Origin of the sequence: Bradyrhizobium sp. CB82 (genome assembly GCF_029714405.1) — a bacterium.
Taxonomy (GTDB): Bacteria; Pseudomonadota; Alphaproteobacteria; order Rhizobiales; family Xanthobacteraceae; genus Bradyrhizobium.
In genome coordinates this window covers 7,091,874-7,105,745 of sequence record NZ_CP121650.1, presented here as the reverse complement: position 1 = coordinate 7,105,745, position 13,872 = coordinate 7,091,874, and the positions used below count along the sequence as shown (strand labels likewise).

Here is a 13,872-nt window from a genome sequence, read left to right as displayed (position 1 = left end):
GGGTTGATCAATGTTGCAGTTGGGTCAAACGCGCTGGTCGAGGACAGCGGCACCGATGTCCGGTCCATCCTCTCCAGCGCACCTGCGCCTTCCGACCATCTTCGCCTTCGGACCATCAGACATGAGTTGCGATGAGCGCCGATTTCAAAGCCGATTGAGTTAAGATCCGGGCGGGATTTCAAACGCAAACATCGACAGAATTACATCGGGGGAAAGTACGAACGGTGTGGCGCCTTGTACCCCGACCAGAGCGACGAGACGGGCCGACGCTCTGCTTTCAGTGCCCGCACCTTCTCGACCGATTGAAGATGCGGATCATAGATCGCGGCCGGATAGACATCAGCCAAGATACGGAGTCGGTCTCCCACGAAGCGAGCAGGCCGCCGACGCGCTGACCGCCATTGCGAACTGTAGCGTGCAAGGACACATCGTTCTGCGAGTGCGGTGACGAACGTGAGCCAAGCCTCTATGACTTCGGGAAATCGGCAGGCAGTTGTCCGAAACGTGCCAGCACTTTCCCGATGGCGGATGGTTGGCCAGTTGGTGATGAGGGAGGCCTAGGTTGGCGGCGAGGTCGAGGACCATTTCTCGGCCGGCGCGGTGCTGATGGGTGCCTGCACTCGATCTTGCTGCGCTTGCACACCAGGTCCAGGCCGGAAGGATGGCGCGCCAATCACCAAATTAAGAACGCACCGGCTTTTCCGGACAGCGAAATGCTGTAGGCTACGGATTGCGTGGGCTCAGGCTCGGCACTTCAATAAAATGTACACGGGAGGGACCTATGGACTTTCGAAAGCTTGCGGTAGCGGCCGCGTCGGCTGTCGCCTTGTGCGGGTGGTCCGGTGTCGCCGGTGCCGGCCAGTATGATGGCATTACGATCAACATCCTGACGCGCCCGGGACCCGTCATCGCCGGCGCAGTGTCCCAGCACGGCAAGGAATTCGAGAAGCTGACGGGTGCCAAAATCATCGTCAATGAGGTGCCGTATGCTGAGATCTTCCCGAAGGTTCAGCAAGACTGGTCCACGGGAACGAATTCCATTGATGTTGCCGTCTTCGCCGCCGGCTGGGGCGTCGAGCTCGCAGCGGCAGGGTTGCTCGAAAACCTCGATCCCTACATAGCGAAGGACGGGAAGATCGACCTCCAGGACATCGCTCCCTATTTCCGCGAATTTGCCCAGAAGATCGGCGGGCATACGATGGTGATTCAGGTCGATGGCGACTTCCAGATGGTCTATTACCGGAAGGACATCCTGGAAAAGAACAACCTGCAGCCGCCCAAGACCTGGGACGACTATCTCGCCATTGCCAAGGCGATCAACGGCCAGGACATGAGCGGCGACGGCAAGCCAGGCTATGGCTCCTGCATCTTCAAGAAACGGAACGCGCAGAGCTATTTCGCCGTACAGACGATCGCTTCGACGATCGTTCAGACCCAGGGTACGGCCCAGGGCTTTCAGTTCGAAAACGCCACAATGAAGCCCCTTGTCAACAATGCCGGCTGGAAGAAGGCCTTTGAACTCTACAAAGAAACAAGCAAGTACGGACCGCCTGAAGAACTGAACATGGACATCGGCGACACCCGTGCCTTGTTCAAGTCGGGCCGCTGCGGCCTCCTGATCGAATGGGGCGATCCGGGTCCGCTCCAGCTCGAAGACGACGCAAAGGTGATCAAGAACAAGCTCTACGCCACCAATGTCGGTTCGAAGGAAGTTTTGGACCGCAAGACCGGCAAGCTTGTTCCTGTCAGCAAAGAGTCGGCACCGAATGCGATCGATGGCATCAACTATGCTCCGTTCTCGGCCTTTGGCGGCTGGGGCGGTGCCGTCAACGCCAAGTCCGATCCGAAGGTAAAGCAGGCGGCCTACGACTTCTTGTCATTCATGAGTCAGAAAGAGCAATCCAACGTCGACGTGACCCTGGGCTGGACAGGCTTCAACCCTTACCGCCTCAGCCAGCTCAAGAGCACGGACCTTTGGGTGAAATCAGGCATGGATGAGGGCCTTGCCAAGAACTACATGGGCGCCATTAATGATGCCCTTAACAACCCCAATATGTCTTCGGACCTCAAGATTCCCGGTGCGCAGCAGTACACCGCCGTCGTGCTCGACACCGAGCTGGCGCGATATATGGCTGGCGAGATCACGGTGGACGAGGCCTTGAAGAACATTGAGGCCGGTTGGGAAAAGATCACCAGAGACTTCGGCCGCGACGAGCAGATCAAGCAGATGGCACTCGCTGTCGGACCTGCAAAGTGAGCGAGCCTGATGTCTGATGGGACCGCTACGAGCCAGCCGGGGATTTCCCCGGCTGGACTTTCTCGGGGTGAAAGCTGGGGCGAGTGGTTTGACCGCCAGTCGAGAACGTTTTTCATCGCTCCGGCCGTTACACTTGTCCTGCTCTTTGCGATTTTCCCAACCTTCTACACGATCGTCTTTGCGATCAGTCACGTAAGGTTCTCGGCCACCGGTCTCAAATTCCGGACGGTTTGGTTCGAGAACTTCGCGGCCCAATTTACCGGCAACCAGCAGGTCCACTTCCTTGGCCGCTTCACGAGCATGAGCACCGCCGGCTGGGTATTCAGCCTCGTGACTGCTGGCGCTCTGCTGTGGTGGCTTTATCGCGCCTTTGTCAGCGGAGCAACCTGGGTCGGTTTGGCCGGGCGGGTGATAAGCGCTGCAATGGCTATGTTCATTGCACTTCTATTCGCCGCCACCCTGCTCTCAGGTAATCAGTGGGGCACGCTGCTCAATACCCTGTTCTATGTTGTCGTCGGCTGCTCCATCCAATTCGTCATCGGCCTCATGCTAGCGTTCCTGTGCTCGCAGCCCGTTATCGGCAAGAATTTCTTCCGGGTCCTGTTCTTCATCCCCCTCATGATTACCCCGCTCGGTGTGGGCTATGCCTTCAAGATGATTCTGGATGTGACCAAAGGTCCGTTCCAGCCATTCTGGAAATTGGTCGGTCTCGGGAATTGGGCGTGGTCAACCGATGCATGGGCCGCTCGCTGGTTTGTTATCCTGGGGGACTCCTGGCAATGGATCCCCTTCATCTTCATCGTTTTGCTGGCCGCTCTGGAGAACGTGCCCAAGGATCATGTCGAGGCCGCTCAGGTCGACGGTGCCTCCAGTTTCCAGATCTTCCGCGAAATCACCTGGCCGCAGATTCTTCCAGTCGCGGCAACCGTCATGCTCATTCGCATGATCGAGGCGTTCAAAATCGTGGATCTGCCAAACATCATGACAGCCGGAGGGCCCGGGATAGCAACCGAGTCAATGACACTGCATTCTCTGTTTCTTTGGCGCGCCAATGATATGGGCGATTCTGCTGCCGTGGCATATCTTCTCCTGATATTGACCGTCGTCGTGTGCTCCTCGTTCTTCAACTATGTGGTCCTCAAACGGTTACGCAAGGCGCGGGCATGAGCGGGGCGACTTACAAGATTTTCAGGAAGGACCGGTCCTTCAGACAGCGGCTGTTCGAGCCGCCTGCCGTTGGCAAGATGTCCCTTTTAGCCAACCTTGTGGCCTGGGCCATCCTGTTGTTTTGGTCGCTGTTTGTGCTCTTTCCGATCTATTGGGTGGTCATAACGGCCTTCAAGGATGCCGCGACCGTCAATAACGGGCCGTTCTTTATCCCTTTTGTCGATTTCCAGCCGACGTTAAAGGGTTGGACTGCGCAATTCGCAACAGACCCCTATTGCGATGCCTATTCCGTCGGCCGCCAGCTTGTCCTGCTGGTCTACAATCTGTTCGTCTTCATTCTTTCGCCGATTATCAAGATCGAAAAAATGGAGCCGCAGATTTGCAAGGTCTACCTGGCCTACATGAATTCCTTTGTGATCAGTATCGGCGCCACCGCGCTTTGCATTGCGGTCGGGTCCATGGCTGCATACGCACTGGCGCGCATTAGCTACAAGCCGAAGTTCGGGAATATCGTGATGTTTGTGCTGCTGGCCCTGTCGGCCATCGTCGGTTCAAATTATTTCGATGTTCATTGGGCGATTTCAGGCTCCGTTGCCCTCGCCCTATTTTACCTTCTTGCCCGCACTTTAGGGCGGCGTTTCAAGTCCACGCTCGGAAATGACGACATTCTGTTCTGGATCGTATCTCAGCGCATATTGCCACCGATCGTTGTCATTATTCCGGTCTACATGATGTTTCAGTCGGTCCGCATGATCGACACGCACTTCGCACTTATCATCGTCTATGCGGTAGCCAATCTGCCAATCGTCGTTTGGCTCATGCATGACTTTTTCGCGAATCTTCCCGTTGAACTGGAGGAATCGGCACAACTCGATGGCTCATCACGCTTCGAAATATTTTGGGACATCGTGTTGCCCTTGACCCGACCGGGGCTGGCTGCAACCACCCTGCTGACGCTTATTCTCAATTGGAACGAGTATCTCTTTGCGATCTTCCTCACGACCGCTCGGGCCCAGACCATGCCGATCATGGTTGCCGCCAAGAACACGGGCGAGCGGGGCATTCTTTGGTGGGAGATGTGTGCCATTATCATGATCATGATCCTTCCGGTGATCGTCATGGCTGTCGTGTTGCAGCGCTATATCGCCAGGGGCGTCTTGCTTGGTGCGGTTAAGGGATGAGCGGATGAACAAGACGATTTCGGGCGCCGCTCACCAGGTCCCGGTCCGTTTCGACAAAGTGCGGAAATATTTCGGTACCGTGAAGGTACTCGAGGAATTCAATCTGAACATCGCGCCGGGCGAATTCCTGGTGCTGCTCGGCGCTTCCGGCTCGGGAAAGACCACCGCGCTCCGCATTCTCTCCGGCCTCGAGACGGCCACGGCCGGCCGCGTGCTGATCGGCGACCGCGACGTTACCGACATCTTGCCGAAATACCGCGACATCTCGATGGTGTTTCAGTCCTACGCGCTCTACCCGCACAAGACCGTGGCCGAGAACATTGGCTTTCCGCTCAAGGTTCGCCGCGTTCCCGAAGCCGAGCGTGCCGCTGCGATCAAGGAGGCTGCCGCTCAGGTTCAACTCCAGACCCTGCTCGACCGCTACCCCCGAGAGCTATCCGGAGGCCAGCGTCAGCGGGTTGCGCTGGCGCGGGCCATCATCCGCCGCCCGTCGGTGTTTCTCATGGATGAGCCGCTTTCTAATCTCGATGCCAAGCTTCGTGGTCACATGCGCGCCGAACTGAAACACATGCAGCAGGCGCTAGGCATCACGACGATCTATGTCACTCACGACCAGATTGAAGCCATGACCCTGGCCCACCGGGTCGCGATTCTGGAAAAGGGAGTTCTACAACAGCTCGATACGCCGGTGAACACGTACAACGATCCTGCCAACCTGTTCGTCGCCCAATTCATCGGCTCACCGCCTATGAATATCATCCATGGAGCTCTGGACGGCAGGGACTTCATAGGCCACGGAGCCCGGCTGATGTCACCGGTGTCAGGCAAGATCGCCAAGGCCGTCCTCGGCGTGCGGCCTGAAGACTGCACGATCGTTGAGCACGACAAGGGCGATCTGAAGGGAGAAATTTACGCCAACGAGCTGATCGGCGACCACACGCTTGTGACGGTCAAAGTCGAAAATGACTTCATCGCCGTTAAGGCCCCCAAGCAGTTTGCCGGCAGGCAGGGCGAGCGCATCGGTGTCTCGCTGACGCCGTCACGCACATTCGTTTTCGATGCTGAAAGTGGCCTCCGTGTCCGCTGAGCGGACGCATTGTATGATCAATACCTTGCGGATCTGAGTTCGTATTTTCGAATATCCCGCCTTATTGAGACGACCACCATTTCTTTTTTTTCAGGCACTGACAATCCCGACGTGACCATCGTCGTCCTTTGTTGGGGGATGAGCAGACATCGGGCGAACGGGCAAAAAGTAGTGCGAGTGACCGGATCATCTCAGACTTTAGTCGTGATGGATCCTGCAGGCCGGTGAGGCCCCTTCACGCCACAACCTGCAAGACCTAGTTATTGTTTATCTTGAGCATGCCGATAGGTCTCGATGTCTTAAGCGAGAGGTCTTCCGATGACCATCACCCTCAACCACACCATCGTCCCTGCCCGCGACAAGAGGGCAGCGGCGCAATTTTTTGCGCGCATCTTTGGCCTCCATGCTGATCCGAAAGGCGGCCATTTCGCGCCGGTACGTATCAACGAAACGCTCACGCTCCTTTTCGACGACGACGAGGAGTTCGAGAGCCATCACTACGCCTTCCACGTCGACGATGCCGAGTTCGATGCCATCTTTGGTCGCATTCGCGAGGCGAAGCTCGCCTATGGCAGTGCACCGTGGAGCCTTGACGACGGTAAGCTCAACGACTGGAACGGCGGCCGCGGCGTCTATTTTCGCGACCCTGACGGCCATGTGCTCGAACTCATGACCGTGCCGCAGTGAGCTTCAACCGCTCCGCTGCAGCGATAAGGTGTTCGAGAAATTGTCCCTGTGAGTGCGCGAGTCAGGTCCCGACCCTTAGACTTCGTCAGGGCCGCTAACGCGCTTGGCGGCACCAAGGTATGGGCGCCGTAGCGGGCGAATAAGGATCTTTTCTGGATCAGGATGCCAATAGCGCCAGGAGCCTTGCTTCATAAACTGCCGCTTCACCATCTGCCGCGTGCATCGAGGCGCAGCGGATCGTACCCCGACCAGAGCGAAGAGACCGGCCGGCGCGCCGCTTTCAGGGCACTCACTTCCTCAACCGATCGAAGATGGGGGCCGTAGATCGCGGGCGGATAGACATCATCCCAGAAGACGGATCCCGTTCCGTAAACAGATGCAGACCTGCGCGCCGGGGAGATCGAAAGATCCGCAGCTGAGGCAACGCCGGCCGCGAGGATTGGCGCGCTGGCACAGAGGAATGCAGTCAAAGCAAGGGCGCGACGCTTCACGGGAATCTCCTGCTTAAAATGGCTCAAGTCCGGATAATGCGGTCTCCTACAGAAGGTTGCAAGGCTCGAGCAAGGACACAGTTGCTCAAATGTTCGGACGGTCTGCTTGAGAGAGCATCGCCAGCCGATCTTCACGGGCGACAATTTGAGGCTGATGTACAATTAACTATCGCCGCCATTTGCAGGACCATTGCTTCATTTCAACCAAAGTTGTTTGGAGCAGGCACAATGGCATCCTTTCACCTTGACTCCTCCGTCACTCAATCAGCTACACGCGCCGTTCCCAAGACTGCTGTTCTCACGTGTACCGCTACCAGTGCCCCCGACGTTTATGCTCACGCCATTTTGGTCGTCGTCGGCGACATTCGACAGTTCACGCTGCATGCCGGAGATAGCATGGTGGTCCCGGACGCCGCGACCGTGACGATCTGGTTATTCCGGAAAAACCCCGGCAAGAGCACCTGGACCGCGGATTTTGATCTCACCTAGCGATCGACACGCATTGTCGTTTTCTCAGCCAGGCCGGCAACGTGTGCCCGGCCCCAGTGATGAGGGCGGGGCCCAAGCGAGACGCTGGATTGCAAACACGGATGGGGCGACCTGCAGTTGTAGTCCCCGTCAGACGGCGAGCATGCTGCTTCCCTGGATACTCATCAGCGTCAGATTGCCCGTCGCGTAGGCACCGGTGTCGATATTGGCTCGATTTGCCAAAAGTTCGGCGCTGCGTACCGGCGTGTGACCGTGCACGATATACTTGCTGAAGTGTTGCTCGCTCTGCAGGAACTCTTCGCGGATCCACAACAGATCGCTTTCCCGTTGCTCGGATAAGGGCACGCCGGGTCGAACGCCGGCGTGAACGAAAAAGAAATCTCCACACGTGAAGGACGGCCGCAGGTTGCGCAGGAATTCGACGTGCTCGGACGGTATCGCGCGCGCCAGTTCGTCCAATAGGGTGGTCGGGTCGTCCTGCTCCGAGCCCAGGGCAAGCGACGAAACCCCATAAGACATCAACGTTTGGGCCCCACCAACGCGAAGCCAATCCGTCAGCAAGGACGGGTCGCGCAGAACATTGACCAGGAAGGCTTCATGATTTCCCTTCAGGAAAACCGCATTACCGCGGCGGCTCCGCTCAACCAGGATGTCGAGGGTCGATCGAGTATCCGGGCCACGATCGATGTAGTCGCCCATAAACACTTCGACGGCGTAGCATGGTCGGCTTTGGGCTAGATCGGCATCGATTACGCGCAGCATCGGCTCGAGCAGATGCGCGCAACCGTGAATGTCTGAGATTGCATAAATTCGCACGCCATCCGGGAGCTTGGGCTTGCGCTTTGCCGGGCGTGATCGAAGGAAGGACATCATGGGGGGCGCAAACGCTCTAAGTCCGTGATCGGGCATTGACCGGCAGCGAGCGAAGCAATCCCTTTCGAGAGTGTTAACGCCGGAACAGGTTCCGGCGGAAAGTAATTTCGAAAGAAGGCAATATTGCTTCGCAACCAATATTTCGGGCAGTTCCACCAGCGCTAGACAGCGTGGTTGACTGATTGCGGCGTCACACTTCGAACGCGAAGTTCCGCAAAATAACATAGGATAACATGAGGGGGACGGAACTAACGCAAACTGCGGCGTGCCTCCGCTCGTGATCCTGTCAGGGTGACAACCAATTCGTCATCAGGACCGCGAAACGAGATTCAAGAATCTGCGAGCGCATCTGCGCTGCAAACTTTTTGCGTGCAACGCCACAATATCGCTGCGATCAATTAACACCTTTCGTTGTGAAAGTTGCAAATCATCAACATCGCGATGAGTGTCACGCGATCTCGCCACGTGGAGGTTCGAATGGCTGTTGCGACTTACGGCTCTGATGGAGCGCAATCAGTCTCCTCGACGCGTGGCACGGTTCTTCAGAGGCCCTTTCAGGTCTTCGTCATCGCCGCCGACTTTTTGCTGATCCTGCTCTGCTACGCGCTCGCCTCCGCATCGTATAACGCGGCGCTTGCGTCGGGCGCTGACAGCACCTCGGTCGGAGCCGGATTGATCGTGGCCTCGGTTTTCGTCGCGATCGGCTACTTTCAGGGCGTTTACGCGACCCATCGCTTGCTCGGACTCGTCTGGCAGCTGCGCAAGGTGCTCGTCATTTGGCTGGTGTCGCTGACTATTCTTGCGGTTGCCGCGTTTCTGTTGAAATCGACGGACAACTTGTCCCGCGGCATCGTCATCATTTTCGCCGCCATCGGCGCCGTTGGGCTGATCAGTCTCCGCTTTGCCTGGCAGTTTGCCCTCGGCACGAGCTTAGCGAAGGGGCGATTGGTCGATCGCAAGGTCGTGCTGCTCAGTCTGAAGCCACTGGACTTTACCGCAAATCGTTTCAAGGACCTGCGCCGGAATGGGTTCGATGTCGTGCACCATTTCGTGCTTGGCAACGATAGCGGCGATAGCGCGTGGGAGAAGCAGATTCGGGACGTCATCCGGCAGTCGCGCGCGACCGATGTCGATGAGTATCTTCTTGCGGTCGACTGGAATGAACTGCCGTTGTTGCAGAAACTAGGACAACATCTTCGCGTGGTGCCGCAGCCGATTCGTGTGCTCCCAGATAATTCGATCGCCGATCTTGTGTCGCGCCCGTTCTTGCCGGTCAGCGGCACCGTGGCGATCGAGATCCAGCGACCTCCGCTCACCGTGTTCGAGCGTCTGCAGAAGCGCTGCCTTGATGTTGGCATCGCGGCCTTCGCTCTCGTCACTTTGGCGCCGCTGCTGATGATGGTCGCCGTTCTGATCAAACTGGATTCACCGGGTGCTGTCATCTTCCGGCAATCGCGCCGAGGCTTCAACGGCAAGCCCTTTGAAATCTGGAAGTTTCGCAGCATGACGGTCTGCGAAAACGGTCAGACGATCACCCAGGCAACGAAGCATGACGCGCGAGTGACGCGGATCGGGCGTCTCCTCCGCATGACGAGCATCGATGAATTGCCTCAGCTCTGGAATGTGCTGCGGGGCGATATGTCATTGGTCGGGCCGCGCCCGCACGCACTCGCGCACGACAACTATTACGACGAGATTATCAGCAACTACGTCTACCGGCACCATATGAAGCCGGGGCTGACGGGCTGGGCCCAGGTGAATGGCTTTCGTGGCGAAACGCCGACCATCGACCTGATGGAGAAGCGCGTAGAATATGACGTTTGGTACGTCAGCAACTGGAGTATCTGGCTCGACGTGAAGATCATGACGCGCACGGCGGCTGCCGTAATGTTACAGGAGGCCTACTAGCACCTGCGCGAATCGTCCGGAGAAGCAACCAAGATCGTTCGTGGGCCTTGCGGTTCACCTCCTTATGGCGGCGGTCGAAGCGCTCGCCTCTTCCTCCAGAGTCGCATGATCGCATCACGTAGCGCGATCAGCGGGAAGACGAGGACGCAAACGGTTCTCAATCCGCGTGATACGATAGCATGGCGAAGGGAGAGCAGTTGGTCGTGACCAAACCGGTCTTGATGATTGTCGATATGATTGTCGATCGGCGCCGGTGCAAGCGTTGCTCCGGACGCGTCGAGCCGCGAGCCCGACTCTCGGGGAGGAATCACGATCAGCACGAACAGAGCGTTGAGCAGTAGCCAGACGCTCAATATGACAAGTATCGTCAACATCCCGTTCTTCCGAAAATGCAAAGATCAAGTATGGGGTAAAAACTGCCCTGGGCCCTACGGTGATCTTTATCAATTCGGGCGAAAGTCGGCTACGAGAATGATCGTCGATTGCCGACCGTGCGACTACGGTCTACGTGACGTTTCGTGCCTTCGGCGGCAAGCGCTTTGCCGATCGCCCGCGATCACTCGGACGTCAAGGGCGAAGCACAATCTTGTCGGAACCAGCCGCAGACCGCGCCTGAGAGTGAGCTAAGCGGTTAACGCTATTATGACCAGGCGAGCAGCAAATGTATTCCGCCACATGAAGCCTGGCCTGACCCGGCTGGGCCCAGGTCAACGGCTTCCGCGGCGAGACGCCCCCTGATGAGAGGCGCGCGGAGTTTGGCGTCTGGACGTGCGCAACTGGAGCATCCGGCTCGACATTCGGATCATTTTCTTGACCGCAGCAGCGCGAAGCGGATTGGAAGGGTTCGCGCCATGCAGTGTTAGGCTGACGACCATACCGCGATCAACGGCGCAGCGTCACAAGGAATGACGGATCGATCGATTCAACAGCGTCTTCCAGGAAAGCCTTGCCGAGATCTGATGCCCGCCGATAAGCCGACACGAGTGCCGATTTCGACAGAGGTCGTCGGGTCAAGATCAGCTGAACATCGTTGCGCACCAGGTCCTTGATGTCCGGAATAGCAAGCGCATCGAAGCGGCTCGCTATGTCGATCCGCACCGGCATCATTCGTGCGTCGTTTGGTGCGACAAAATACGCCATCTTCAGCGCCTCGACCACGACGGGATCGTGCGGGTCGCGTTGGGTCTGAAGCAGCGCCAGCGCCAACCACAGTTCGGGGTTGTAAGGCGAAATTGAGAGCGTCCGCCTGACCCTGTCGACGGCATCGACATGCTTCGTCGATCGTACGGTCCTCGGCTCTTGCTGGCCTGACTGGATCGCCTGCAAAGCGGCGATCAAGGCGTGATTGCTCTCCAGATCCGATCCAAAGAGAGAGAGCGCTGCCAGCGAGGAGGGCACATTTCCAGTCCAGCGCGAGCTGATCTTGGCTGCATCGGCAGGAAATGTCGTGGGCTCCAGCGCCATCACCTCTGCTAGTGCCGAGACCATCGCATAACATCCGATGATCAGTGCCAACGCAGACAGGAGAATGCGAAATCTGCTTGAGGAGGTCATTGTCGGTGGACTAGTTCGATGTTGTAAGGCAACCTTATGGCGCGAGCCTGCTGTCGCCCAGCGGCTGGCGCACGCTGGTCCGGCCCACGGATTGTGCAAGTCCAAGTCCGACCAACACCGCCACGATGGTCTGGATCGCCGGGCTTGAGAGGCTTGAATCGAGGAAGCTCTCGCAGAGCACAACCAGAACGCCGGCGGCCGCGGCGGCCGCGAAAAAGAAATCGCGCCCTCGCCGAACGGCGCCGCGAAAGCTAACGAAGAAGAGCTGGGCGGCGCAGGCTGCCAGGATCACGATCGCCAATCGCCCCGACTCGATAGCGATCAAGATCGCGGTGGAAGGAGGTACCGCCGGCGCTCCGGCGCCAAACTCCTGATAGGCTATCGAAGTCAGCCCAAATGTTCCGATGCCATTTCCCAACATCGATGCATCAGAGAGCAGATGCTTTGCCGGCGCAACCGCTTCCGGGCTGAGGCTGACGAAACCAAGGAGGCCCAAACTACCGGCTTGAGAGTGTGGCACCGCCATGATGCCCGCAATTACTGCAACGACTGAAAACAAAATCGCCGACGGCCAGGAGCGAAATCCCAAGCGGCGGACAGCGGCTATGAAAACGAGAACAGTTAATCCCCAGACGGTGACCGCCAACAAAGTGTCTCGTTCGAGGGTCGCCATTGCGGCGAACGCCACGGCAATTCCGAGCAGGCCGGAGAGAACTCCAACCCACAGCTGGAGCGAGGCCAGATTGTGGATGTCCCGTTGGTGCAGGTGTTGTTCGACTGCCCAGGCAACGAGCGCGCCATTTGCCACTACTGCGAGCGCAGTTGCTGCCGGAAACGGGCTCGTAGCGGCGCCTGTCTCGGACATCATGACGGCGAACAAGTCGAGTCGGCCGAGCAGGACTTCGATCGACATGAAAGTCGTTACTGCGCACAATACGAACAGGATCGTTTCGGCCCTGTGGCGATCCTTGGTGATGATGACGGTCGACACCACCAGAGACGCGTCAACCAGATAGCGAAACAGGCTTTGCAACGTCGCGCCGGGGTCGACGCTGATGCGGCCTGGTAGTGATGGTTGGTTCAATGCGATCGAAGTCGCCGGCCAGATCGGGTTGGCAAGCAAAGAAGTGGGCACCGGAAAAATTTGCAATGCCATCCAGACGACCGGAAGCAGGAGCACGGGCAAAAAGTGCTTGAGCAACTGCGCTGCAGATGTGAGTTCGGCCTCCGGCCCCCTTGCAGCCATGGCCAAAATCAAGGCGGCAACAAACGCAACCATATACTGTGCGAAGGCGTAGTTTACGATTGCCTGGATCGGAGTCGCGACGAGCAGCGCGATCAGGAGGCAGTGAGCAATCGACAAACCGTGAGACTTTGAAGCGGGAATGGAGCTCACCGTGACAAGAGGCTGACGTTGGTGCCTATCCCGTAGGCGTATATGCGACTCTAACGCGGTCTTACTCATAGCGCTGATCGTTGACAGTGTGACTCATCACTGGTCCCTGGCACGCTCCCGGGCCGAACGTTGTCGATTTGCGGGATTGAGGGGCATGGCTGAATTATCGGGCATGGCAGTTTTGCAGCAGGTAACGTAGGGCCGCAGCCAGTCCGGTGATCGGGACCGCTCCGTGGATCGCAGTTGGCGTGGTCCCGATCTCGACCGCCAGCTCGTTTGCGTTCTGCCAGTCGCTGGCAGCAAGCTTCGAGGCGTTAGCGGGCAGCAGCAGCGCCACGCCACCCTGAAGCACGGTAGCCTGAAACTCTGCCCGCTTTTCTCCTGTCATCAGGGTTACGTTCGGTTGCGTCGAGCGGGACAGTGGTTCGAGAACGATGAGCACCATTTCGATGCCGTCCTTCCCGCATTGGAGGTTCAAGCCCGCTAGGCGCGCATCGGATTTGGCGCTATCGACGACGTGCATCACTGAAATGGCGTCGGCGCCGCCGTCAGGATTTCTGCTCTTGACCAATCGCCATCCGCCCTCAAGCTGTGTGGATTGGCTGCCGGTCTCGACCTGCCTGAAGGCCTCTTCGTCACAACGTCGACGCTGCTCGGCGTCGACGCCAGACGCGCAGTTCAGAATGCCCGGACGCGGCGGCGCCGCTCGACCCGAACCATCGGTCAACACCAGGAGTCCTGCGCAGAGCAGGAATATGCGTATCATCATAAATGGAGACGTA

Annotated in this window: 11 protein-coding genes; 6 read left to right on the top strand and 5 right to left on the bottom strand. The window is 57.9% G+C overall.

The window, feature by feature from the left end:
• The first annotated feature begins 781 nt into the window (after window positions 1–781).
• The 5 genes from QA640_RS34410 (at window position 782) to QA640_RS34390 (ending at window position 6,379) form a co-directional block, all read left to right on the top strand.
• On the top strand, window positions 782–2,257 hold the full coding sequence (locus tag QA640_RS34410) for an extracellular solute-binding protein (protein WP_283037242.1): 1,476 nt from the start codon (window positions 782–784) through the stop codon (window positions 2,255–2,257).
• Window positions 2,258–2,266: 9 nt separating this feature from the next.
• Window positions 2,267–3,424, top strand: coding sequence for a sugar ABC transporter permease (locus tag QA640_RS34405; protein ID WP_283037241.1), 1,158 nt, complete (start codon window positions 2,267–2,269; stop codon window positions 3,422–3,424).
• Window positions 3,421–4,605, top strand: a complete 1,185-nt coding sequence (locus QA640_RS34400; protein ID WP_283037240.1) for a carbohydrate ABC transporter permease — start codon at window positions 3,421–3,423, stop codon at window positions 4,603–4,605. The genes QA640_RS34405 and QA640_RS34400 overlap by 4 nt, the downstream gene beginning before the upstream one ends.
• Window positions 4,606–4,735: 130 nt before the next feature.
• Window positions 4,736–5,692: an ABC transporter ATP-binding protein gene (locus QA640_RS34395; RefSeq protein WP_349253654.1), complete on the top strand. Its 957-nt coding sequence runs from the start codon at window positions 4,736–4,738 to the stop codon at window positions 5,690–5,692.
• A 318-nt stretch (window positions 5,693–6,010) separates the two neighbouring features.
• Complete coding sequence (locus QA640_RS34390; protein WP_283037238.1) at window positions 6,011–6,379, top strand: VOC family protein; 369 nt, start codon at window positions 6,011–6,013, stop codon at window positions 6,377–6,379.
• Between the two features lie 203 nt (window positions 6,380–6,582).
• Here QA640_RS34390 and QA640_RS34385 read toward each other — a convergent pair whose 3' ends face one another.
• Both QA640_RS34385 and QA640_RS34380 read right to left on the bottom strand, forming a co-directional pair.
• The gene (locus QA640_RS34385) at window positions 6,583–7,032 is read right to left on the bottom strand and encodes a hypothetical protein (protein WP_283037237.1); all 450 of its coding nucleotides are present in this window, start codon (window positions 7,030–7,032) and stop codon (window positions 6,583–6,585) included.
• 456 nt (window positions 7,033–7,488) lie between these two features.
• A complete protein-coding gene (locus QA640_RS34380) occupies window positions 7,489–8,232 on the bottom strand; it encodes a metallophosphoesterase family protein (protein WP_283037236.1) in 744 nt (247 codons plus the stop codon).
• 477 nt (window positions 8,233–8,709) lie between these two features.
• Between QA640_RS34380 and QA640_RS34375 the strand changes: the two genes are divergently transcribed.
• Entirely contained in the window at window positions 8,710–10,140 is a 1,431-nt protein-coding gene (locus QA640_RS34375; protein WP_283037235.1) for an undecaprenyl-phosphate glucose phosphotransferase, read from the top strand.
• Between the two features lie 882 nt (window positions 10,141–11,022).
• On the opposite strand, the gene QA640_RS34370 is transcribed toward QA640_RS34375, so the two are convergent.
• The 3 genes from QA640_RS34370 to QA640_RS34360 form a co-directional block, all read right to left on the bottom strand.
• Window positions 11,023–11,793 (bottom strand): hypothetical protein, encoded by a 771-nt coding sequence (locus tag QA640_RS34370; RefSeq protein WP_283037234.1) that lies wholly within the window; start codon window positions 11,791–11,793, stop codon window positions 11,023–11,025.
• The gene (locus tag QA640_RS34365) at window positions 11,729–13,057 is read right to left on the bottom strand and encodes a hypothetical protein (RefSeq protein ID WP_283037233.1); all 1,329 of its coding nucleotides are present in this window, start codon (window positions 13,055–13,057) and stop codon (window positions 11,729–11,731) included. Before QA640_RS34365 ends, QA640_RS34370 begins: the two co-directional genes overlap by 65 nt.
• 196 nt (window positions 13,058–13,253) lie before the next feature.
• Window positions 13,254–13,817 carry a hypothetical protein gene (locus QA640_RS34360; protein ID WP_283037232.1) on the bottom strand — a complete coding sequence of 188 codons (564 nt, stop codon included), beginning with the start codon at window positions 13,815–13,817 and terminating at the stop codon, window positions 13,254–13,256.
• Window positions 13,818–13,872 lie beyond the last annotated feature (55 nt).